The organism is Mesorhizobium sp. 43Arga, from assembly GCF_053714255.1.
This window is the reverse complement of record NZ_JBSKBO010000002.1, coordinates 749288-770612: the sequence shown is the minus strand read 5'-3', so window position 1 is coordinate 770612 and position 21325 is coordinate 749288. Positions and strand designations below refer to the sequence as shown.

The 21325-nt window shown below is 63.6% G+C and carries 22 protein-coding genes; 11 read left to right on the top strand and 11 right to left on the bottom strand.

The features are described 5' to 3' along the window. Positions 1-188: 188 nt before the first annotated feature. From ACWGS8_RS10210 to ACWGS8_RS10175, 8 genes are all read right to left on the bottom strand, one after another. Positions 189-1169 carry an ABC transporter permease gene (locus tag ACWGS8_RS10210; RefSeq protein ID WP_454580798.1) on the bottom strand — a complete coding sequence of 327 codons (981 nt, stop codon included), beginning with the start codon at positions 1167-1169 and terminating at the stop codon, positions 189-191. A gap of 247 nt (positions 1170-1416) precedes the next feature. Continuing rightward, on the bottom strand, positions 1417-2388 hold the full coding sequence (locus ACWGS8_RS10205) for an ABC transporter permease (RefSeq protein WP_454580797.1): 972 nt from the start codon (positions 2386-2388) through the stop codon (positions 1417-1419). After that, positions 2385-3935 carry a sugar ABC transporter ATP-binding protein gene (locus tag ACWGS8_RS10200; protein WP_454580796.1) on the bottom strand — a complete coding sequence of 517 codons (1551 nt, stop codon included), beginning with the start codon at positions 3933-3935 and terminating at the stop codon, positions 2385-2387. Before ACWGS8_RS10200 ends, ACWGS8_RS10205 begins: the two co-directional genes overlap by 4 nt. A gap of 203 nt (positions 3936-4138) precedes the next feature. After that, on the bottom strand, positions 4139-5173 hold the full coding sequence (locus ACWGS8_RS10195) for an ABC transporter substrate-binding protein (protein WP_454580795.1): 1035 nt from the start codon (positions 5171-5173) through the stop codon (positions 4139-4141). A 183-nt stretch (positions 5174-5356) separates the two neighbouring features. Further along, positions 5357-6271, bottom strand: coding sequence for a sugar phosphate isomerase/epimerase family protein (locus ACWGS8_RS10190; RefSeq protein ID WP_454580794.1), 915 nt, complete (start codon positions 6269-6271; stop codon positions 5357-5359). A 142-nt stretch (positions 6272-6413) separates the two neighbouring features. Continuing rightward, positions 6414-7949 (bottom strand): mannitol dehydrogenase family protein, encoded by a 1536-nt coding sequence (locus ACWGS8_RS10185; protein WP_454580793.1) that lies wholly within the window; start codon positions 7947-7949, stop codon positions 6414-6416. Then, the gene (locus ACWGS8_RS10180; RefSeq protein ID WP_454580792.1) at positions 7946-8728 is read right to left on the bottom strand and encodes an SDR family oxidoreductase; all 783 of its coding nucleotides are present in this window, start codon (positions 8726-8728) and stop codon (positions 7946-7948) included. The genes ACWGS8_RS10185 and ACWGS8_RS10180 overlap by 4 nt, the downstream gene beginning before the upstream one ends. Before the next feature lie 78 nt (positions 8729-8806). Then, entirely contained in the window at positions 8807-9700 is an 894-nt protein-coding gene (locus ACWGS8_RS10175) for a MurR/RpiR family transcriptional regulator (RefSeq protein WP_454580791.1), read from the bottom strand. A 327-nt stretch (positions 9701-10027) separates the two neighbouring features. Here ACWGS8_RS10175 and ACWGS8_RS10170 point away from each other — a divergent pair, with 327 nt between their 5' ends. The 4 genes from ACWGS8_RS10170 (at position 10028) to ACWGS8_RS10155 (ending at position 13607) form a co-directional block, all read left to right on the top strand. After that, positions 10028-11212 (top strand): Gfo/Idh/MocA family protein, encoded by a 1185-nt coding sequence (locus tag ACWGS8_RS10170; protein ID WP_454580790.1) that lies wholly within the window; start codon positions 10028-10030, stop codon positions 11210-11212. Between the two features lie 110 nt (positions 11213-11322). Continuing rightward, on the top strand, positions 11323-11553 hold the full coding sequence (locus tag ACWGS8_RS10165; RefSeq protein ID WP_454580789.1) for a hypothetical protein: 231 nt from the start codon (positions 11323-11325) through the stop codon (positions 11551-11553). Between the two features lie 650 nt (positions 11554-12203). Beyond that, a complete protein-coding gene (locus tag ACWGS8_RS10160; RefSeq protein ID WP_454580788.1) occupies positions 12204-12482 on the top strand; it encodes a hypothetical protein in 279 nt (92 codons plus the stop codon). Positions 12483-12524: 42 nt separating this feature from the next. After that, the gene (locus ACWGS8_RS10155; RefSeq protein WP_454580787.1) at positions 12525-13607 is read left to right on the top strand and encodes an SIR2 family NAD-dependent protein deacylase; all 1083 of its coding nucleotides are present in this window, start codon (positions 12525-12527) and stop codon (positions 13605-13607) included. Between the two features lie 21 nt (positions 13608-13628). Here ACWGS8_RS10155 and ACWGS8_RS10150 read toward each other — a convergent pair whose 3' ends face one another. Continuing rightward, complete coding sequence (locus ACWGS8_RS10150) at positions 13629-14099, bottom strand: NUDIX domain-containing protein (protein ID WP_454580786.1); 471 nt, start codon at positions 14097-14099, stop codon at positions 13629-13631. A 184-nt stretch (positions 14100-14283) separates the two neighbouring features. Here ACWGS8_RS10150 and ACWGS8_RS10145 point away from each other — a divergent pair, with 184 nt between their 5' ends. After that, positions 14284-14568, top strand: a complete 285-nt coding sequence (locus tag ACWGS8_RS10145) for a hypothetical protein (RefSeq protein WP_454580785.1) — start codon at positions 14284-14286, stop codon at positions 14566-14568. Then, on the top strand, positions 14526-14813 hold the full coding sequence (locus ACWGS8_RS10140; protein ID WP_454580784.1) for a sterol desaturase family protein: 288 nt from the start codon (positions 14526-14528) through the stop codon (positions 14811-14813). The genes ACWGS8_RS10145 and ACWGS8_RS10140 overlap by 43 nt, the downstream gene beginning before the upstream one ends. A 75-nt stretch (positions 14814-14888) precedes the next feature. On the opposite strand, the gene dinB is transcribed toward ACWGS8_RS10140, so the two are convergent. Next, positions 14889-16136: a DNA polymerase IV gene (gene dinB / locus ACWGS8_RS10135; RefSeq protein ID WP_454580783.1), complete on the bottom strand. Its 1248-nt coding sequence runs from the start codon at positions 16134-16136 to the stop codon at positions 14889-14891. Between the two features lie 209 nt (positions 16137-16345). Between dinB and ACWGS8_RS10130 the strand changes: the two genes are divergently transcribed. Then, a complete protein-coding gene (locus ACWGS8_RS10130) occupies positions 16346-17059 on the top strand; it encodes a DUF899 domain-containing protein (protein ID WP_454580782.1) in 714 nt (237 codons plus the stop codon). 63 nt (positions 17060-17122) lie between these two features. On the opposite strand, the gene ACWGS8_RS10125 is transcribed toward ACWGS8_RS10130, so the two are convergent. Further along, complete coding sequence (locus ACWGS8_RS10125) at positions 17123-17545, bottom strand: winged helix-turn-helix transcriptional regulator (protein WP_454580781.1); 423 nt, start codon at positions 17543-17545, stop codon at positions 17123-17125. Between the two features lie 112 nt (positions 17546-17657). On the opposite strand from ACWGS8_RS10125, the gene ACWGS8_RS10120 reads away from it, so the two are divergent. The 4 genes from ACWGS8_RS10120 to ACWGS8_RS10105 all read left to right on the top strand — a co-directional run bounded on the left by ACWGS8_RS10120 (position 17658) and on the right by ACWGS8_RS10105 (position 21306). Further along, entirely contained in the window at positions 17658-18245 is a 588-nt protein-coding gene (locus ACWGS8_RS10120) for a dihydrofolate reductase family protein (protein ID WP_454580780.1), read from the top strand. A gap of 120 nt (positions 18246-18365) precedes the next feature. Then, entirely contained in the window at positions 18366-19247 is an 882-nt protein-coding gene (locus ACWGS8_RS10115) for an SDR family oxidoreductase (protein ID WP_454580779.1), read from the top strand. A gap of 105 nt (positions 19248-19352) precedes the next feature. Then, on the top strand, positions 19353-20288 hold the full coding sequence (locus tag ACWGS8_RS10110) for an alpha/beta hydrolase (protein WP_454580778.1): 936 nt from the start codon (positions 19353-19355) through the stop codon (positions 20286-20288). Between the two features lie 88 nt (positions 20289-20376). Then, entirely contained in the window at positions 20377-21306 is a 930-nt protein-coding gene (locus tag ACWGS8_RS10105) for a sigma-70 family RNA polymerase sigma factor (protein WP_454580777.1), read from the top strand. The last annotated feature ends 19 nt before the right edge of the window (positions 21307-21325 follow it).

Below are 21325 nucleotides of genomic sequence, written 5' to 3'. Positions count from 1 at the left end.
ACTGCCCGCAATAGGAGAAATCTAGCAGTGTTTTATTTTACCGCCAGTAGAAAATTCTGAATATTGCGATCCGATGTAACTATTTTTGAGATATATAATGTATTTCTAAATTAAGAGACTGATTGTACTTCGATGAGATATGGAAGCGTGCGGGCGATAGATTCATGGCCTGTCGCTCAAGGTCCTTGTCACCGCTCCTCGACAATCCGCAGATAAGCCGCCGTGACAAACAGCACGATCAACCCGAACAGGATGCGCCTCGCGCCCTCCGGCATCTGCAGGATCGTCAGCAGCGTCGTCAGCACGGTCAGGATCAGGGCGCCGACGATGGTGCCGGTGTAGCCGCCGCGGCCGCCGAAAATGGAGGTGCCGCCGATAACGGCGGCGGCGACCGAGGGCAGGACCAGGGGTTCGGCGAGTGACAGGGAAGGGGCCTTGATCAGGCCGATATAGAGCAGGCCGGTGATGCCGGCGAGCAGGCCGGAGGTGACATAGAGCGCCGTGATGACCTGCCAGTATTGCACGCCGGAGAGGCGGGTGGCGTGCTCATTGTCGCCGACGGCGTAGAGCAGGCGGCCGAAGCCGGTGCGGGCCAGCGTGAAGACTATCAGCGCCGCCAGCGGTATGAACAGCAGCAGGGCGTTGGGAAAGCCCCATGTCACGCCGGTGCCGAGCCAGGCGAGGAAATCGGGGATTTTCGCGCCCGAGGCGATCACCGTGCGCTGGTAGACCTGCAGGCAGCCGGTGCCGATCAGGCTGGTGCCCAGCGTCATGATCAGCGGGTGGACGCGGAAGACGCCGACGCCGATGCCGTTGACCAGGCCAATCAGCACCGCCGGCATCATCGCCAGGAGAAAAGCCACCGCCGGGTCCTGGTTGACGATTTGCGTGGCCATGATGAAGGCGCTCATCGTCGCCACCGTGCCGACCGACAGGTCGATGCCGCCGGTCAGCATGGTCATGGTCTGGCAGCCGGCGAGGATGGCCAGCGGAATGGCGAATTTGATGGTGTTGGCGATCCAGCGCTCGTTGACGATGCCGGGGCGCAGGAATTGCAGGATCACCAACAGGATGATGAGCAGGATGATCAGCGGGATGAGCGGCCGGTCGGCCATGAAGCGCTTTATCCGGCGGCCGAAGGGGACGGGGGTGATCGCTGACGTGCTCATGGGGTGGGTCCGGTTCGCGATGAGGTGATGTTCTGCGAGGCTAGAGCCCTACGGCGCCCCCCTCTGGCCTGCCGGCCATCTCCCCCACTTGGGGGGAGATTGGCAGCTTTGGCGCCGGCGCCCTTCTTGCACCTTTGGAGATTGGCGAAGGCCGCGATGACAGCCAATCTCCCCCCTTGTGGGCGAGATGTCCGGCAGGACAGAGGGGGGCGTCGTAGGGCGCAGCCCTTCATTTCATATCCACCCCTCATTGCCGCCCCCGCATCGTAATAAACGCGCCGAACATCACGACCGCGACCATGATGGCGCCTTCGATGATGGCGGTGACGTTGGGGTCAATGGCGAGCAGGGTCAGGTCCGTGCGCACCAGGCGCAGCACGAAGACGGCGACGATGGGGCCGAGGAGGCCGCCCTTGCCGCCGCCGAGCGCCACGCCGCCCAGCACCACGGCGGCGACGCTGGCCAGCAGATAGGGGCCGGGGATGGGGGCGCCGATGCCGGTGCTCATGGTCAGCGCCAGGCCACCAAAGGCGGCGAACAGGCCCGACAGTGCATAGGCAATGATGCGCGTGCGCTTGACCGGCACGCCTGAGCGGAAGGCCGCCAGTTCGCTCGAGCCGATGGCGTAGATGGACAGGCCGAGGCGCGAGCGCCGCAACGGTATCCAGATGAGGCAGAGGCAGACGATCAGCACCAGCAGTGCCTTGGGCAGCCAGGCGTCGATGGCGTCGGGCAGGCCGGGGATCGGCACGGTGCCCGAGATCAGCGCCTTCAGCCATTCGGCGGCGCCGCCGCCGGGCGCGTCGAGCACCAGCAGGGCGGCGCCCTGCAGCACGAACAGCATGGCGAGCGTGACGACGATGTCGGGCACGCGGGTGACGACGATCAAGAGGCCGTTGAGGGCGCCAAGGACAAGACCCATGGCCAGCACGAAGGGCACGACGAACAGCGCGTATTCTTCCGAGGCGCCGGCCATCATCGAGGCGGCGGTGACGCTGGTCAGCGCCATCATGGCGGCGACCGACAGGTCGATGCCGCCGGCGATGACCACCACCGTCTGCGCCGCGACGGCGAAGGCATAGGGCAGCACGGCCCGGGCCAGCGAGCCGAAATCGCCGCTGCCATAGCCGGGCTGGATGATCCTGGTGGCGATGAACAGCACGATGAGCAGGGCGAACAGGCCAATGACCCAACCCTGGCGGCGCAGGAAATGGTTCATGGCTTCGTCTCCGTCGAATTCGTTGAATTCGACGCGGGGTCGGCCAATATGCCGATATCGGCCTTGGCGCCGCGCGGCAGGCCGTAGGCGGCGCGCATCAGCGCCGCCTCGTCGGCTTCCTCGACCGGGAAAATGTCGACGAGGCGGCCGCCGAAGATGACGATGACGCGGTCGCAGACGCGCTGCACCTCTTCCAGCTCCGAGGTGTAGAACAGCACCGACTTGCCGTGGCCGGCGAGCTCGCGCAGCAGCCTGTAGATCTCCTGCTTGGTGCCGACATCGATGCCGCGCGTCGGGTCGAAGCACAGTATGGTGCGGGTATCCGCCGCGATCCAGCGGGCGATGGTCACCTTCTGCTGGTTGCCGCCGGACAGGCGCTGCACTTCCCCTTGCGCGCGCGTGTCGATCTGCAGCCGCTCGATGGCGCTCAGCACCTTGGCGCGCTCGCGGCGCATGGGAATGGGTCCCCAGTTGCGCAGCGCAGCGCTGAAGGGCAGCGCGATGTTTTCACGCACCGAGCGCTGCATGGCGAGCGCCTCGGACCGGTCGCCCGGCACGTAGGCAATCCCGGCGCGGATGGCGTCGATCGGATGGGCGAATTTCGCCTGATAGCCATCGACCTCGATCGTCCCGCCCGAGGGGCGGATCGAGCCGGCAAGGGCCGCGAACAATTCGTCCTGGCCCTGGCCTTCGAGCGCGACGACGCCGGCGACCTCGCCATCCCCGAGATCGAAGGAGACGTCGTTGAGCTTGGCGCCGACGCGCAGATTGCGCACGGCAAGGCGCGGGCGGGCAGGGGCGGGCGCTGCCTTCTCGGCGGCGCTGCGGGCGGCGACATGGGTTTTCACGAGGCGCGTGCCGAGCATCAGTTCGACGATCTTTTCCTCGACGCCCGGCACGATGTCGACGACGCCGACGGTCTCACCGTCGCGCAGCACGGTGGCGCGGTCGCACAGCGCCGAGATTTCGACGAAGCGGTGCGAGATGAAAATCACGGCGCGGCCGGCGTCGCCCTGGCGGCGCACGACTTCCAGGACCTTTTCGGCGAGGTTGGCGGGGAGTGCCGCCGTCATCTCGTCGAGCAGCAGCACGTCGGGCTCGACGGCGAGCGCACGGGCGAGGTCGAGCACGCGCAGCACGGCCAGCGGGATGTCGCGCGCGGTGTCGCGCAGGTCGAGGTCGGCTATGCCGAGCTCGCGCACCCAGGCGCGGAACGGCTCGACCGGCGTGCCGGTCAGCCGCAGGTTGGACAGGACGTCGAGATCGGGGATCAGCGACGGCTCCTGGTAGACGGGCAGCAGCCCGGCGCGGCGCGCGGCGGCGGGCGAGCGTATGTCGCGGGCCTCGCCCCGGATCAGGACGCGCCCGGCATTGGCAGAAATGGCGCCGGTCAGGATCTTCACCAACGTCGACTTGCCGGCGCCATTGGCGCCCATCAGCGCGTGCACCTCACCGGGCAGCACGGAGAGCGACGCGTTGCGAAGTGCGGCAACCGCACCGTAGTTCTTGGCGACGCCGAAGGCGTCGAGGAGGGGGCTGGTGGTCAAATGGTTTGGGTCTCGATTTATGTGGCAGAGCTAGCGCGTGTGGAGAGGCCCCCTCATCCGGCCGCTTCGCGTCCACCTTCTCCCCCTGGGGGAGAGGTCGGATTGCCCCGAATTGCCCTTCGCAACTCGGTTGGCAATCCGGGTGAGGGGGCCTTTGCCCATATGTGACTTTCCCGCCCTTGTAAGGCAGGAGAATCGGTGACTTACTCCCCCGGCCCCTTGCAGGCCACGATCTGGTCCTTCGTGTATGTCGTCCAGTCCGGGATCGAGATCGAGACCGGCCATTCGGGGCTGAGCGACGGGTCGGCCGCGGCCTTCATCTTGGCCTTGCCCTCCTCGGTGGCGTTTTCCCAGAGCTGCGGCTGCACCAGCACGGTCTGCTGCGCCGGCTTCTTGCCGTCGAGGATCTGCAGGGCGAGCGTCACGCCCGCGCCGCCGATCGAGCCGGGGTTGGTGACGGCGGCGCCGACCAGGCCCTTGACCGAGCTCAACTGGCCGACGAAGCCGGCGTTGTCGGCGCCGACCACCGGCACCAGCGGCGCCTGCGATTCCACCAGCGCGTCGACGATGACGTTGTCGATTCCGGATGTCCAGATGCCGTTGAACGGCGTTCCCGTCGAGAGGAAGGAGAGGATCTGCTGCTTGGCCTGGTCCTGCTGCCAGCCGGTGAAGACTTCCTGCGCCACCTTCACGTCGGGGAATTCGGCCAGCGCCTTCTTGAAGCCTTTGTCGCGGTCAGAGTCGGCCGAAGCGCCGGCGGCGCCGCGCATGTAAAACACCTCGCCCTTGCCACCCATCTGCTTGAACAGCCATTTGGCGCCGAGATAGGCATATTCCTCCTGGTTGTTGGAGATGATGTAGGCCGACGGTTCGGTGACCGCCTGGTCGACGGCGACGACGACAATGCCGGCCTTGGTGGCTTCTTCCAGGCCCGCCTTGATGCCGGCCGGATCGGCCGGGTTGACGACGATGGCGTCGACCTTGGCGCTGATCAGGTTGCGGATATCCTCGAGCTGGCCGGCGGCATCGGTGTTGCGGTGGGCGATGTTGAGTTTTGCCACCTCGCCGGACGCCAGCGCCTGCGCCTTCATGGCGCAGACCATCTCCTCGCGCCAGCCATTGCCCTGCACGGTGTTGGAAATGCCGATCGTGTATTTGCCGGCGGCCGACGAGACGCCCACCGAAGCCAGCAAGGCAGCGCCCGCCAGTAGCGGGACCATGGTCAGGATCTTCTTCATTTCAGTCTTCCTCCACATTGTTTTCAGTTTCCAGTTCCAAGTCGTTGAAACGTGTCGCGCAGAAAGTGATTCAGGCTACCCGCTTCAACTCGTTGTCCTCGGCATGTCGTCGCCGACATGCTTTTCCCTAGGCATGTCGTTGCCCCAAAACCGCGAGACACTTTTGGGCGACATGCCTTCCCTTCACTTGACGTAGGGCCGCAAAACGTCGCGGGCGAGCAGAAAACCCCGCTTCACCTGCTCGTCGCTGCCTTCAAACCGCCTGTCCTCATGTTCGATGATGACCGACCCGTCATAGCCGGCACGGTAGAGGCCGGAGAAGAAGCCGCTCCAGTCGACATCGCCCAGCCCCGGCATGCGCGGCACCTGCCAGCCTATCCCGGCCGAGAGGATTCCGCGCTCGTACAAACCATCATGATCAATCATCAAATCCTTGGCGTGGACATGCAGCATGTAGGGACCGAACTCCCGGATGAAGCGGGCCTGGTCGATCATCTGCCAGACCAGGTGCGAAGGGTCGAAATTCATGCCGACATCGCCGCCCCAGGTCTCCAGGATGCGGCGCCAGACCTGCGGCGAATAGGCGATGTTGTGCCCGCCCGGCCATTCGTCATAGCTGAAGATCATCGGGCAATTCTCGAAGGCAAGCTTGATGCCGTGGCCGCGTGCAAAAACGACGATTTCGGGCCAGACCTTCAGCGCGTCCTGCCAGTTGACGTCGACGGTCTTGGCGGCATCGCCGCCGCAGAAGGTGTTGACCACGGGCACGCCCATATTGGCGGCCAGCACGATCACCTTCTTCAGATGGCCGACCACTGCCTCGCGGTGCGCGGCATCGGGATGCAGCGGGTTGGGATAGTAGCCGAGGCCGGAGATAGTCAGGTGCTTTTCCGCCAGCGAGGCGGCGATTTCTTTCGCCTGCGCGGCAGAGGTGGAAGCGGCGTCGACATGGCTGGTGCCGGCATAGCGCCGCGTCGCGCCAGAGGTTTTCGGCCAGCAGGCGATTTCCAGCGCTTCGAAGCCGGCAGAGCCCGCCCAGGCGGCGACATCGGCAAGCGGCGTGTCCGCGAAGGGCGCGGTGAGCAGTCCAAGTTTCATTATGCCTCTCCGAGCTCTCTTCATCGTTTCTCGGAAACGCTGAGGAGCTCTCCCATTGTTTGCGCAATTCCGGACGGGAAAACCGTTTTACACCTTCCTGGAATTGCTTGTGCCGTGCCTTCACGGCCGATGTTCATAATGTCTATTGTTTGGATCGTTTCAAGCTTGCGGCCTCATCTTGGTCGAGACTGTGCCGGACAGCCGCCATCGGATCGTCCGTAAGCAGCTCGTTCAGCGCCGACGTGACGGCCTCGCGAAACGTGGTATTCTCGGCAAGGCTGGGATCGAAAATCGTATCGATGGCGAGGATGGCCGAGGCCAGAGCCGGCACATCGCGCCCGGTTGCGTCGGCGATCCCGGCGACCTTGCCGGCATAGGGGTCCGACACCGGCCAGCGTTTGCTGAACCTTGCCGAGGCGTGGATGAGATAGGCCATCCAGCCGGCGACCGGCACCGACAGCAGGCCGATGCTGGCGCCCTGTCGCAAGCGGTCGCGGATCGGGTTGAGCAGGCGCTGGACGATCTTCTGCGATCCGTCGGTGGCGATCTGGTGGTTGCGGTGGCGGATCGCGGTGTTCTTCAGTCGGCCGAGACTCTGCTCGATATAGACCGATGGATCCATGCCAGGCACCGGCATCAGCGTCGGCAGCGTTTCCTCGACCAGCATGCGCCTGACGAAGGCCGAGAGCAGCGGGTCGGCGATTGCGTCCGATGTATGCTCCAGCCCGGCCAGTACGCCGAGCGTGGCGAGCGTCGTCTGGGCTCCGTTCAGTACCCGCATCTTGAGATGCTCGAAGGGCGTGACGTCGTCGACGAAGGCCGCGCCGACCAGGTCCCAGCGCGGCACGCGGCCGGCGAATTTCTGCTCGATCACCCATTGCCGGAACGGTTCGCCGACGGCGACGGCGGCGTCGCGGTAGCCGAACCATTGCTCGACGCTGTCGAGATCTTCCTGCGTCACCGCCGGCGCGATGCGGTCGACCATGGCCGAGGGGAAGGCGGCGTTGGCGGCGATCCAGTCGGCAAGGCCATTGCCGCGCCGTTCGGCGAAGGTCCGTACGACGGTTTCCAGGATGACGCCGTTGGCCGGGATGTTGTCGCAGGAGAGCAGCGTCACGGACCGGCCATGCGTGGCCCGGCGCAGTTCCAGCGCCCGCGCGAGGATGCCGGGCACGCTGCGCGGTGCATGAGGGTTGGCGAGATCATGGACGATGTCGGGGTGGCCGAGATCGAGCGCGCCGCTCGACGGGACGTGGCAATAACCTTTCTCCGTCACCGTCATCGTCACCAGGTCGATATCGCGTGAGGACAGCACCGTGAGTGCCGGTGCGGCACTTGCCTGACTGTCCACCACCTTCACGATGCTGCCGATGATGCGGGCCTCGATGTGGCTGTTTTCGCGGATCAGCCTTGTATAGAGGCCGCCTTGCCGGCCAAGCGTGTCGGCGAGGGTGGGCGGACGGATGTTGATGCCGACAACACCCCAGCGGTCGAACTGGCGCGCCAGCAGGTCATCGGTGTATTCGGCCTGGTGGCAGCGATGGAACGCGCCGACGCCGAGATGCGCCATGCCGGGCGCAAGGGTTGTCCGGTCATATCCAGGCGTCCGGACAGCGGCCGGAAGCTGGTCCAGCAAGGCTGGACCGAGCGTTTCCGTCGCTGTCGAAGCGGCGTTCACCGGTTCGCCCCGATCACCGACTGCTCCTGGTCGATCACGGCGCCGGTCATCGGGCCGGCCGCGTCGGAAAGCAGGAAGGCGGCAAGGTTGGCGATGTCGTCCGGCCTGAGCAGCCTGCCGAAAGGTTGCGCGGCATTGGCGGCGTCGAGCCAGCCCGGGCCGTGGCCGAGCGTCTCGGCCTGCATGACGCGTTCGGCCGGCGTGTCGGTCCAGCCGACATTGATGCCGTTGACGCGGATGCGGTCGAAACGGTGGGCGTTGGCGGCGTTCTTGGTCAGGGTCGCCAGCGCGCCCTTGGTGGCGGAGTAGACGGCGAGTTCGGGGGAGCCGCAATGGGCGTTGATCGAAAGGATGTTGACGATGGCGCCAGGCTCCCCGCGCTTCCTCATGTCGGCAATCGCGGCCTGCATCAGGAAGAACGGCGCGCGCGCGTTGACGGCGAACAGCGACGCCCAGTCGTCGAGGTCGGCATCGAGGAAGGAGGCGCGGTCTGTCAGGCCGGCTGCGTTGACGAGGCCGTCGATGCGGCCGAAGCGCTCGATACAGGACTGCGCCAACAAAGCAGGGGTCTGCGGGTCTCCAAGGTCGGCGGCGACGAAGATGGCCGGCGTACCGATGGCCGACAGTTCCGCCGCCACTGCGTCGCCGCGTTTGCCATCGCGTCCGGTGATCAGCAGCCCGCCGGCGCCGGCCCGCGCGAGCGCCTCGGCGATAGCGCGGCCGATGCCTTGCGTCGTGCCGGTGACCAGCACGACCTTGCCTTGGAGATGAAGCTCCATTCCTCCTCCCGGAACAAAGTTTCTATTTTTTGAGATATGGAACGGAAATTCCCGATAGTCAATTGTGCCAGAGGCGCCTCACGCGCCGCGTTTTGCGGCGACGCCTTGGACCAGCGCCATGCCGACCGCCAGCGATGCCGCCAGCGAGCGGAAACCGGCGAAGTCGGATTCCACCACTTCCAGCCAACTGTCCGACAAGGCGATCAGCGGGCTGAAGGTGCTGTCGGTGATGGTGACGATGCGGGCCTTGCGCTCATGCGCCACCGCGACCAGGTCGGGCGTGATCGAATTGTAGGGGCTAAAGGAGATCGCCAGCACCGCATCCTGCTCGCCGATGCAGCCGACCTGGTCGAGCGCGGAGGAGCCGACATTGTCGACCAGCACATTGCGCACGCCTTGCTGCGATAAGGTCAGCGACAGATAGGCGGTGACCGGGAAGGCGCGCTTGGAGCCGATGACGTAGATCAGCTCGGCGGCCGCCAGCAGCGTCACCATCTTTTCGAAGCTCTCGATGTCGAAGCCCGCCTCGATGCGGCCAAGCGAGGCCTGCGAGGCGCCGACCATGCCGTGCAGGAAATGCATGGCGGCATTCGGCTCGGCCTCGGTGCGCGGCTCGCCGCGCGCTTCCGGCCAGGAGCCCTTGACGTGCTCCTTGAACAGGCCCTGGAAATCGGAAAAGCCGGAATAGCCGAAGATCTGGGCAAAGCGCACCAGCGTCGAGGGCTGCACGCCGGCCTGTGCGGCCACCTGCGCGATGGTGCCGAGCGCGACATCGCTCGGATGCTGCCACATGAAGATCGCCACCTGGCGCAGCCGCTTGGGGAAATGCACGGTGCCGGAGGAGAGCACCGCGCGCAGTTCCTCATATGTCTGCGGCTTGATATAGCCCAACGCTGCCAGCGAGCGCCCGCGCTTGCGCGTCGCCGCCTCGTCGGCAAGGGATCGTCCCGATGATTTGCCCGCCCCACTCATGATCTCAGGCTAGCGTGGCACAATCGTATTACAATACGGAAATTGGAAATTGTGTTCGAAAGTGGTAGCCGTGGACTGGAGAGCGGCCTGCGGCTCAATGGTTGCGCTCTACGGCGCCCCCCTCTGTCCTGCCGGACATCTCCCCCACAAGGGGGGAGATCGGACGTCGCCTCTGCCTTCGCCAATTATCAGCGTGGATGAAAGGCGCCGCAGTCGACGCTGCCAATCTCCCCCCACGTGGGGGAGATGTCCGGCAGGACAGAGGGGGGCGCCACAGAACTCAACGATGATAGTGACACAACACGTCTAAAGCTCGGAGGAGAAAACATGGTCTACGCAACATCGGATGGGTCGGCGGGCAAGCGCCTGAGGGTCGGCATGGTCGGCGGCGGCCGCAATGCCTTCATCGGCGCCGTGCATCGGCTCGCCATGCGCCTCGACGACCAGATCGTACTGGTTGCCGGCGCGCTGTCATCCGACCCGGAGAACGCCGCCGCCTCTGCCGCCGAGATCGGCATCGCGCCGGAGCGCAGTTATGCCGACTACCACGCGATGGCGCTGGCCGAGGCCGCGCGTCCCGATGGCATCGAGGCGGTCGTCATCGTCACGCCCAACCATCTGCACGCGCCGATCGCCACCGCCTTCCTCGAGGCAGGCATCGACGTGATCTGCGACAAGCCGCTTTCGACGACGCTCAGCGACGCCGAAGCGCTGGTGACGCTGGCGCGCGCCAAAAACCGCCGCTTCGTCGTCACGCTCAACAACACCGGCTACGCCATGGTCCGCCAGGCGCGCGAAATGGTGATGGCGGGCGAGCTTGGCCGCATCGTCTCGGTGCATGGCGCCTACATCCAGGACTGGCTGACCAGGCCGATCGACGCCGAGGGGCAGAAGCAGGCGGAATGGCGCACCGATCCGGCGAGGGCAGGGCAGTCGGCGGTGCTGGCCGATATCGGCGTGCATGCCTTCAATCTGGCGAGCTATATTTCGGGCTGCGAGGCCGAGGCGGTGTCGGCGGACCTGTTCACCGCGGTGCCGGGACGCCGGCTCGACGACAATGCGCATGTGATGGTGCGCTGGACCGATGGAGCGCGCGGCACGATCCTGGCCAGCCAGACCTCGCCCGGCCACTACAATGATCTGTCCGTGCGCATCTATGGCGACAGAGCCGGCCTCGAATGGTCGGGCGGGCGGCCGGAGGAACTGCGTTTTTCCGTCTATGGCGAGGAAACCCGCACGCTGGTGCGCGGCGGCCATGGTTCGACCGAAGAAAGCCGGCGCGTCTCGCGCATGCCGGCGGCGCATCCGGAAGGCTATATCGAGGCCTTCGCCAATTTCTATCGCGACGCCGCCGACATCATCCGCGCGCGTCGCTCCGGTGGCGTGGTCGATGCCGCGCGCGCCGCGCAGGTGCCCGATGTGGTCGACGGCGCGCGAGGCGTGAAGTTTGTCGCGGCGGCGGTGGCGTCGAACGCGGCGGGCGGCGCGTGGACGCCGGCGCGGTTCGGGTAAGGTGGACGAGAGCCGGTCCTTTGGATGTCTTGAAGGAATTTTCAGTCCGCCTTGTCGCATCCTGGGCCGAACTCTCATATGCTTTTGTAGCGACACACATGGGAGGTTATATGCCCGACGATATCCGAAAGAGCGAAAAGGGCGGCAACACTGCCTATCTAAACATCGGCGCATGGTACGATTCCAGTACCGGGCACATTCATTTGACCTTGCCGCATTCTGGTTGGTTCCACACTACTGTGACTGACGAGCAAACCAGCAAACGCGGCCACCCTAATCTATTTGCAAAACTAGCACGGGCCTTGAAAGAGGCTGGTGTACCTGGTCCTGAAGTTGCTTAGGCAGAATAATCCCGTCGGACTAAGCCCCTTTGCTCTACTGCCTTGTCGCAGAGCCAGTTTGATGTGACGCTGACCGCTTAGTTCAGCGCTCGGAGGGACGGATGCCGGGCGTCGATTGCATTTGGCACAATATATCCGCAATGGCGTGGCGGGGGAGGCACTTTCCCCCGGGCCGTGGCGGGATATTATTGGAACGGGCCGCCGTCTCACATTACGCGGCGACTGAGGATTGGCGCTTTCCGAATACAGTGGCCGCTATCTCTGCGTCTCTGGCAATGGGTGCTAAGCTTTTGCTACTTGGTTGCTCCTACCTGCCTGACGCATGGCTGCTTGATCGGACCCAACGAGGCTTTGCTTGACATGTCCGTCTGGTACCTGTGTTTTTCGCGGCAACTATTCGTGTGGAATTCACATGTCGAACCCATCATGGAGATTCGACATGTCAAACAGGATCCTGCTGGTCACAGCCGTCGCTAGCATCTTCTTTATGCTATGGCAGGTCGGCCTTCATTATGGCTGGTGGATGTAGCCGAGACCCGCGTGTTGCGCATGCAGCGCACCCCAATGGTGCGCTAGGTGGATGTGCCAATCAATAAAGGCACGAGCCACGATCTAAGTTAAAGTGTATGCCTGATTCTTTGGAGGAACGCATGGCGGTGGCAGGCGAAGCAGTGAAGCAGCCCAGGTATGAACGCTACGTCGCTGAAATCACGGAGGATATCACTAATACAGTCGAGGAATTTGGTTGTCAGCCGATTCTTTTCGTAGGATCAGGTCTGTCGAAGAGATACATGGGTGCCCCTTCATGGGAGGAATTACTCGGATTTCTTGCTGAAAAGGCTTCTAACATCGACAAGGGGCTTGTGTTCTACAAGCAGTTATTAAAGGATCCAATCAAGATTGGCGAGGAGTTCGCGCGCCTTTACTAAGAATTGGCTTGGAGTGCGGGCCACAATGAATTTCCCGAGGGGATGTTCAAGGAGAATATTGGAGCCCAGTCCTATATAAAATACATGATAGCGGCCCACTTGGGTTCACTGAAGCCCGCCGCGATAGAGGGGTTAAGCGCCGAACATCAAGCCGAGATCGAATCTTTGTCGCGAATCCGGCCGCACGCGATCATAACTACTAATTATGACGAAATGCTCGAGATGATCTTTCCAGATCACCAGCGGATCATTGGGCAGCAAATACTTAAAGGACAGCACTTCTCTATCGGCGAGCTATTTAAGATCCATGGCTGCGTGTCTGATCATGAGAGTATCGTTTTTACAGAAGCTGACTATAACGACTTCATGAAAAGAAAGAAGTTCCTATCTGCGAAGTTGCTTACATTCTTCAATGACCATCCCCTTTTGTTTATTGGCTATAGCGCTGGTGACCCAAACATAAGGGCCATCCTCTCGGACATTGATCAGGCTCTGCCCGAGAAGGGAGGTGTGATACCGAACGTTTTTATCCTGCAGTGGAATCCCGATCTAACCGACGAAAGTTGGCCAGCCAGAGACAGGATCATTCCTACCGAAGAGGATCGAAACGTCCGAGTTAAGTTGATCGAAGCCTCCGACTTCGGGTGGGTGTTTGATGCCTTTGCTGCGAATCCTGCACTTAATCAAGTGAACACGAGAGTGCTGAGGTCGCTGGTGGCACGATCTTACGAGCTTGTTCGGCACGATATCCCAAAGATGACCGTTGAAGCTGATTTCAAGATGCTCTCCTCGGCCGTAGAAAGCTCCGAAACATTCGCCAAGTTGTTTGGTATCGCCAACATTAACGACTATAGCGCGGCCTCCGCGCAGTTCCCCTACAGCCCAACAGAAGTTGGGCAGGCGCTTGGCGGGGCTTCGTGGCATTTGACCAACCAATTGATCGATAAGATTCTGGAACAGAAGAAAGTCAGCATAAAGGCCAATGACAATCGCTATCATAGAAAAGAGCGTGTTAATAAAACCCCATTCCATAAGTATTCACACGACGCTGTGGAGTTGCTGAAGAAAGTCCGCGACGGCCACGAGTACGAACTTGACTTGGGCATACCTGAAAAGAAGACCTGACCTCGATCTTGGTGTCTGAAATCATCCAACGCCCAACTGCTCCGCCAAATCCGAAAGCATAGGGCGCTGACCCTTCAGAATCTTCACCTCCGCCTCGGGCAGGGTGAACCAGCCGGCCCTATCGACCTCCGGAAATTCTTTCATCGACCCGGATCGCGGCGGCCATTCGATCGTAAAACTGTTGCTCTTGATGGCTGCGACATCGATCTCGGCTCTGGCCTCGACGGACCAGGCGATGACGATCTTGCCGCCCGGTTGCTTGTAGTCGCCGAGGCGTGCGAAGGGGCCGTCGAAGGTGATGCCGAGCTCTTCCCCGGTCTCGCGTTGCGCTGCCGCCAGTTCGTCCTCGTCCTCGTCGATGAGGCCTTTCGGGATCGACCAGGCGCCATCATCCTTCCTTGCCCAGAACGGGCCGCCGGGGTGAACCAGAAGCACCCTGATATCCCCATCGCCTCGACGATAAATCAACAGGCCCGCACTGCGTTTTGCCATTTTTGCATATCCGTTTGCGGCGCCGGTGCGAGGTCTGCCGATTCCGAGTCGATCATGCGTGCTGAACTTGCACCGGGAAATTGCGACGCTATGTCAGATGCATGTGCATTGCACCCCACCCGCGAGGTCGGCAATTTGATGCGTCGTTTCTGGGGCGGCGTCGAAATCAGATGGGGCGTCCGGAATGCAACTCGGTCTGATCGGCTACTACAGCGATTTCGTGGTCTATCCGCTGGCGATCGCCCTGTTGGGCGTGGCCGGGCTGATCGAGGCCGGGGAAGAGAGCGCGCCGGACTGGATCGGCACGATGCTGATCTGTCTCGGCCTGTGGACGTTGATCGAATACGTCCTGCACCGCTTCGTCTTGCATCACGTTCCCTACATCAGGGATCTGCGCGACCGTCATCACGTCGAGGAGCGCATCCGGTGGGCACGCCGACCTGGCTCAGCCTCGGCGTGCATGCGTTGATCGCGCTGCCCGTTTGGCTGCTCTCGGATTTCGCGACCGCCAGCGCGGTCAGCTGCGGGCTGATGCTGGGCTATCTCTGGTACATCAGCGTCCACCACATGATCCATCACTGGCATCCCGCCCATCCCAGCTATCTCTACACGCTCAAGCGCCGCCACGCGGTGCACCACCATATCGACGACAACGCCAATTTCGGCGTGACGTCGCTGTTGTGGGACCGGGTTTTCGGCACGGCGCGGTTTTGAGGCGTCTCCCGATCCCGGCTCGCACGGCAATTTCGCATTTTCTTGGCAAGCCATGAGGGACGGACGCTCCCGCACTCACAGTTCCTTCTCCGCCAGCTCCCTGAATTCGTCGGGCACCGAGCGCGCCGCTTCCAGCGCCACCGTGCCGTAGCCGACCGCCTGTTTGCCAAAACGTTCGCGGATCTTGTCGATGGCGCGGTCGGCACCAAAGCGGGCGAGGCCTTTTTTGCTACCGGGCCGGCGCTTCTCGTCGGCGAGGCCGAGCGGCAGGTCGAGCTGCAACTCCGTGCTCTCCCAGAGATGCGAGACCGAGATCGCCAGCAGCGAGATCGTCTTTTCCCGTGGATGGTCGGCGAGCACGCCGCGCACCAGGTCGCCGGCGATCTCGGCCAGTAGGGTGGTCGCCGAGATCGGCTGGTCGAGCGTGATCGAGCGCGAAACAGTGCTGAGATCGGCAAAGCGCACGCGCACCGTCACCGTGCGGCCGGGCCGCGCCTTGGCGCGCAGCCGGCTGGCGACGCGGTCGGCCAGATGCAGCAAGGTGGGCACGATCACCCGTGCCACGGCCGGTTTCTGCCCGAGCGCCGATTGCGCGCCGGCCGAGTGCGCCCGGCGCCTGGTCTCCAGTTTCCTCGGGTCGCGGTTCCATGCGAGAGCGGCGAGCTTTTCGCCGGCGGCGGGACCAAGCAGCCGCGTCAGCGCGCCGCTATGCGTCCTCGCCAACTGGCCGATGGTCTCGACGCCGATCTCGGCCAGCCTTGCCTTGGTCGCTGGGCCGACGCCCCACATCAGCGAGACCGGCAGATCGTGCAGGAAGGCGAGCTCGGTGCCAGGATCGACCACCACCAGCCCATCGGGCTTGGCGACTTGCGAGGCAATCTTGGCCAGATGCTTGGTGCGCGCCACGCCGATCGAGATCGGCAGGCCGAGTTCAGCCCGCACGCGGCGGCGGATCGCTGTGGCGATCTCCCGTGGCGAGCCGAACAGATGCGTGCAGCCGGCGACATCGCAGAAGGCCTCGTCGATGGAAATGCGCTCGACCACCGGCGTGAAATCGTCGAGCACCTTTATCGCCGCGTCGCCCAGCCGCTGGTAGTGGCTGAAATTGCCGCCGACGAAGATCAGTTGCGGGCAAAGCTCGCGCGCCTTGCGCCCCGGCATGCCGCCGCGCACGCCGAAGGCGCGCGCTTCATAGGAGGCGGCGAGCACGACGCCGCCGCCGACCGCGATCGGCTTGCCGAGCAGCGACGGGTCGAGCAACTGCTCGACCGAGGCATAGAAGGCGTCGAGATCGGCATGCAGGATGGTGGCTGTCGTTTCCATCCGGCTGCATATCCACGGTTGCTGATGGATTGGAACAAATAGAGAACATAACATGTACATCTGTCAAGCGGCATGTCCGCGCCCGGCTGGATCAGCTGAGCCCTTCCCACGAAAATTGCACAGCCAATGTCGGATCGCGGTTTTCAACGCCGTCTTCAAGACGGGCAACGAGGCCGTCAGCACATGCCTGAGTGCGCAAGGAGCACGACATGACCGACCATATCATCGCGCCTTACTCGGACTGGTTTGAAGCGCATAAATCGCATCTCGCAAAAGAGAAGGCGCTTACGCGCCAGCGTCAACAACTCGCGGCGGAGCGGCGCGCGCTGCCGTGGCTGCGCATCGACAAGCTCTACGAGTTCGATACGACCCAGGGAAGGAAATCCCTGGCCGATCTCTTCGAAGGCCGCAGCCAGTTGATCATCTATCACTTCATGTTTCCGCCCAATGCGGACTATCGCTGCACCGGCTGTTCGTTCCTGTGCGACCACATCGACGCCGCCGACCAGCATCTCAGGCATCACGACGTGTCCCTGGTCGTCTGCGCGCGCGCTCCCCTGGCCGAGCTCACGGATTTCAAGGCGCGGATGAATTGGCGGTTCGATTGGGTTTCGTCATTCGGCAGCGATTTCAATTTCGACTTCCAGGTGTCGTTCACCGAGGACCAGATCAAAGCGGGCAAAGTGCTGTTCAATTTCGAAGAGGTCGCGATGACAGGCAGGGATCGCGGCGGCACGACCGTTTTCTACCGGGATGGCGACGGCACGGTCTACTGCACTTTCCAGGTGCGGGGCCGGGGCGGCGAGAACCTGATCGGGACCTATAGCTATCTCGACCTCACGCCCATCGGCCGCAATGAAAACGGGCCGTCGCATACGCTGGGCGATTGGGTCCGCCTTCATGACGAGTATGATGATCGCTGATGATCCGACATCGCGTGCGGTTGCGCGGCCAGGCCTCGGGCCATCCTTCAGGAGCTTCGGCGATCATGTGTTCGCCAGATGCTCGGCCCGCAGCGCCGCCTTCATCCGTTCCAGCGCCGGCTCGCCGCCGGCCGCCAATTCGTCGGCGGTGCGGGCGAGCTGATCGTCGGCCTTGCGGTGCTTGCTGCCCCAGGCGCCGAGCGTGGCCAGCACCGGCAACAGGTCGATGCCGGCTTCCGTCAGCCGGTAGATCGCCTTCAGCCCGTGGCTCGGATCGTCGCTGCGGGTGAGGATGCCTTCGTCCTGCAGCGTCTGCAGCCGCTCGGCCAGCGTGCGCGAGGAGATGCCTTCATCCGACTGCAGGAACTCGCGAAAATGCTTTTTCCCGGCGAAGACCAGGTCGCGGATGATGAGCAGCGTCCAGCGGTCGCCGAGCAGTTCCAGCGACAGGTTGATCGGGCAGCCGGATCTTTCGCGCGTCGACATGTCTATGGTTCCATTATTAAATCACTTTACTATTGACACCATTCTCCGCATACGTCAAATGGTTCCAAAAGTAAAGCAAATTCACTTGAGCTGGACAAATGAGGAGACGACGATGAAGAAGCTCATCTTGCAGATGCAGATGTCGGTCGACGGTTTTGTCGGCGCCAATGACGACCATCGCTGGCAGCTCTGGGAATGGGGCGACGACATTGGCTGGGACGAGGAGCTGAAGCGCGACTTCAACAGCGTCTTCGCCAGCATCGACACCATCCTGCTCAGCCGCAAGATGGCCGAAGAGGGCTATCTCAGCCATTGGGGCAATGCGGCGAAGAAGTTTCCGCGCGATCCGTTCTACGCCTTCGCCCAGCGCATCGTGGAGGTCCGGAAGGTGGTGCCAAGCGACAGGCTGAAAACCTCGCGATGGGAGCGCACGACGGTGGTGAGCGGTGACCTGCCGCGTGAGGTCAACACGCTGAAGGCGGGCGAGGGCGGCGATATCATCGTCTTCGGCGGCGCCGGCTTCGCCTCGTCGCTGATCGCCGCCGGGCTGGTCGACGAGTTCCAGCTGTTCATCAACCCGGCCGTGCTGGGCGCCGGCCGCCGCATCTTCGACCAGGGCGGTTTCCGAAACCTGCGCCTGCTCGGCTCGAAAGCCTATTCCTGTGGCATGATCGTCAACCGCTACGCCCCGGCGCGGTGATTGGCACGGCGAAGGTTCCTGTCAAAAAACTGTTTGGGCAGAATCCTTTGCCCTCGTCTCTTCGTCTTCAAGGTGCGGTCGCCGGTGTGACGGCCGCCTCAATCCCAGACGGAGATGACGATGATCCTGGTGACGGGTGCCACGGGGCTGAACGGCAAAGCGATCATGCGCGAGTTCGCGCGGCACAGGCATGAGGCGAGGGCGCTGGTGCGCGATGGGGACCGGGCGTCAGTGGCGGGGCTCGGCGGACTGGCCGGCGTCGAACTGGTCGAGGGCGACATGCGCCGGGCGGACACGCTTGGCGCGGCACTCGACGGCATCGATCGCGTGCTGATGATTTCGACCGCCGCCGACGACATGACGGAAACGCAGTGCCGCTTCGTCGATGCCTGCAGGCAGGCCGGTGTCGCGCATGTGATAAAATTCTCCGGCGCGGAATCCAACATCGGCTACGACGCGACGAGGTTCCGCTTCACCCGCATGCATGAGGAGGTCGAGCGCTATCTGGAAGCGGCCGGCATGGCCTGGACGCATCTGCGCCCCAGCCAGTTCATGCAAGTCTATCTGCGCGACGCGCCGACCATTGCCGCCGAGGGCGCCTTCTATCTCGCGCTCGGCGAGACCGAGCTGTCGCCGGTCGATATCGAGGATATCGCCAAAGTGGCCTTCCGGCTGCTGCGCGATGGCGGCCATGAAGGCGAGAGCCTCGATATGACCGGGCCGCAGGCGCTGACGATGAGCGACATCGCGACGCTTATCTCCAAGGCGATCGGCAAGCCGGTTCGCTATGTCAATGTCAGTCCCGCCGAGCGGCGGCGCAACCTGCTGGCGAGCGGTGTTCCGGCGGGCTTTGCCGATGCGCTGGACGAACAACTGGCCGAGCGGTTGCGTCGGCCGAAATCGCGGGTGCATCTGGCGACGCACGACATGTTCGGCGTGCGGCCGACGCCGTTCGTCGAATTCGCCCAACGCCACGCCGCGATGTTTCGGGGCGAGGGTTAGCCGGGGCGGAAAAATCGTCAGCGCCGACGTATCTTTATCGTCAGCCCATCCGTCTCTGCTTCTCGAAAGGTCGCGCGGTCCGCGACCGGTAACCAGGAGAGCATCATGGCCAGCATCGAGAGCGAAGCAAACAGGAACCACTACGCGACGATCGGCGCCAATGCCGGCAAAATGAGCCCGCAGGCGTTCGTCGAGTTCAACGATGCCAGCTGGACGGCGCTGACTGGCGAACCCGGCGGCGTCGACTATATCGAGGTCGACGCCGGCGGTATGCCCGCGCTCTGGGTCGTGCCGAAGGGCGCCGACGAGGAGCGCGTGCTGTTTTATGCGCATGGCGGCGGCTTCCTCGGCGGCTCGATCTACACCCACCGCAAGCTGGTCGGCCATCTGGCCAAGGCCGTCGGCTGCCGTGCCTTGCTCTATGGCTATCCGCTGGCCAGCCAGGGCAAGTATCCGGCCCAGCTCGAGGCGGCGATGGCAGCCTGGGACTGGCTGATCGACCAGGACTTCGACACCAGGCGGATCGCGCTTGCCGCGGATTCCTGCGGCGCGGTGCTGACCTATGGCGTCCTGCAGCGGCTGCGCGCGCAGGGGCGGCCGCTGCCCGTCGCCACGCTGATCATCTCCGGCTGGTTCGACATGGCGCTGACCGCTGCCAGCTATGAAACCAACCGCGAAAAGGATCCTTTCTTCGCCAAGGGAGGCGTCGACTGGCTGGTGACCAACTTCATCGGCGACTACGATCGGCTGGATCCGGAGGTCAGCCCCCTCTATGCCGATTTGCGTGGCTTTCCACCCGTCTACCTGCAGGCCGGCGGCGATGAGACGCTGGTCGACGAAAGCCGCATGTTCGCCGAGCGCGCGCGGCAGGCTGGCGTCGAGACGCGCCTCGACGTCTTCGACGACATGCTGCACTCGTTCCAGATGATGGCCGGCCGGGCGCCGGAAGCCGACGACGCGATCGGCCGCCTTGCCGTCTGGGTGCGGCCGAGGCTTGGGCTGCCGGCTGCCGGTGACAAGGTTGCCGGCAAGGCGGCGTAGGCATGGGCAGGCCGCTCGGGTCGCACTTGGTGCTTGTGGATGCGTGGTGCTTGCGCGATGCTGCGGCAAGGCTGAGCGACGCGCCGCGATGAACCAGCAGATCCGCAAATCCCGTGAGGTGAGGCAAGGCATCGAGCCGCGCCTCGATCCTCAAGGCCTTTTCGACATGCGCTACAGGGCGTTCCTGGAGACAGTCTCGCATTTGCGCGTCCGTCTCCACCGCTATTGCGCGCGCATGACCGGCTCGGCCCTCGACGGCGAGGACATCATGCAGGAGGCGCTGTTCGAGGCCTATCGCAAGATCGGGCTGCTCGACGATGCACAGGCGCTGCGGCCGTGGCTGTTCCGCATCGCCCATAACAGGTGCATCGACTTCATCCGCACCCGCCGCACGCGGCTCAAGGCCGAAGCAGGCTATGCCAGCGATGAGATCGTGCTGCCCGTCGAGCCCGCCGGCCCGGGCGCCGGCCGCGCCATCGAGCGGCTGGTGGTGCACCTGCCGCCGAAGGAGCGCGCCTGCGTGCTGCTCAAGGATGTCTTCGACCATTCGCTGGACGAGATCGCCGGCCTGGTCGGCTCGACGTCAGGCGGCGTCAAGTCGGCGCTCAATCGCGGCCGGGCCAAGCTCGCCGCCTTGCCGGTGCAGCCGGTCGCGGCACCCGTGCACGACCCTGATCTGGAGCGGCTGCTTAGCCGCTATGTCGAGCTCTTCAATGCCAGGGACTGGGACGGGGTGCGGGCGCTGACCAGCGCCGACGCCCGGCTGCGGGTTTCGGACTGCTACAATGGCCTGCTCTCCAACTCGCCCTATTTCGTCGAATACGAGCGCGGCGAGCCCTGGCGCATGCGGCCAGACACGATCGAAGGGGAGGCCATGCTGGTTGTCGACAGGCGCCATGGCGAGGTCTGGCGGCCAGCCTATTTTGTGCGCATCCATGCCGGCGGCGGCGTCATCGACCGCATCGCCGACTATTATGCCTGCCCGTGGATCCTGGAGATGGTCGCTGCCGACGGATGATGGATCTGTCCGGCAGTGT

Bases quoted from the DNA above. Each gene is read 5' to 3' on its own strand.
- ACWGS8_RS10120 (WP_454580780.1), top strand. From the start codon at position 17,658: ATGAAGAAGCTCATCTTGCAGATGCAGATGTCGGTCGACGGTTTTGTC.
- dinB (WP_454580783.1), bottom strand. From the start codon at position 16,136: ATGGAAACGACAGCCACCATCCTGCATGCCGATCTCGACGCCTTCTAT.
- ACWGS8_RS10180 (WP_454580792.1), bottom strand. From the start codon at position 8,728: ATGGAGCTTCATCTCCAAGGCAAGGTCGTGCTGGTCACCGGCACGACG.
- ACWGS8_RS10155 (WP_454580787.1), top strand. From the start codon at position 12,525: ATGTTCAAGGAGAATATTGGAGCCCAGTCCTATATAAAATACATGATA.
- ACWGS8_RS10110 (WP_454580778.1), top strand. From the start codon at position 19,353: ATGGCCAGCATCGAGAGCGAAGCAAACAGGAACCACTACGCGACGATC.
- ACWGS8_RS10150 (WP_454580786.1), bottom strand. From the start codon at position 14,099: ATGGCAAAACGCAGTGCGGGCCTGTTGATTTATCGTCGAGGCGATGGG.
- ACWGS8_RS10175 (WP_454580791.1), bottom strand. From the start codon at position 9,700: ATGAGTGGGGCGGGCAAATCATCGGGACGATCCCTTGCCGACGAGGCG.
- ACWGS8_RS10105 (WP_454580777.1), top strand. From the start codon at position 20,377: ATGAACCAGCAGATCCGCAAATCCCGTGAGGTGAGGCAAGGCATCGAG.
- ACWGS8_RS10190 (WP_454580794.1), bottom strand. From the start codon at position 6,271: ATGAAACTTGGACTGCTCACCGCGCCCTTCGCGGACACGCCGCTTGCC.
- ACWGS8_RS10125 (WP_454580781.1), bottom strand. From the start codon at position 17,545: ATGTCGACGCGCGAAAGATCCGGCTGCCCGATCAACCTGTCGCTGGAA.
- ACWGS8_RS10115 (WP_454580779.1), top strand. From the start codon at position 18,366: ATGATCCTGGTGACGGGTGCCACGGGGCTGAACGGCAAAGCGATCATG.
- ACWGS8_RS10205 (WP_454580797.1), bottom strand. From the start codon at position 2,388: ATGAACCATTTCCTGCGCCGCCAGGGTTGGGTCATTGGCCTGTTCGCC.
- ACWGS8_RS10165 (WP_454580789.1), top strand. From the start codon at position 11,323: ATGCCCGACGATATCCGAAAGAGCGAAAAGGGCGGCAACACTGCCTAT.
- ACWGS8_RS10210 (WP_454580798.1), bottom strand. From the start codon at position 1,169: ATGAGCACGTCAGCGATCACCCCCGTCCCCTTCGGCCGCCGGATAAAG.
- ACWGS8_RS10170 (WP_454580790.1), top strand. From the start codon at position 10,028: ATGGTCTACGCAACATCGGATGGGTCGGCGGGCAAGCGCCTGAGGGTC.
- ACWGS8_RS10195 (WP_454580795.1), bottom strand. From the start codon at position 5,173: ATGAAGAAGATCCTGACCATGGTCCCGCTACTGGCGGGCGCTGCCTTG.
- ACWGS8_RS10145 (WP_454580785.1), top strand. From the start codon at position 14,284: ATGCAACTCGGTCTGATCGGCTACTACAGCGATTTCGTGGTCTATCCG.
- ACWGS8_RS10130 (WP_454580782.1), top strand. From the start codon at position 16,346: ATGACCGACCATATCATCGCGCCTTACTCGGACTGGTTTGAAGCGCAT.
- ACWGS8_RS10160 (WP_454580788.1), top strand. From the start codon at position 12,204: ATGGCGGTGGCAGGCGAAGCAGTGAAGCAGCCCAGGTATGAACGCTAC.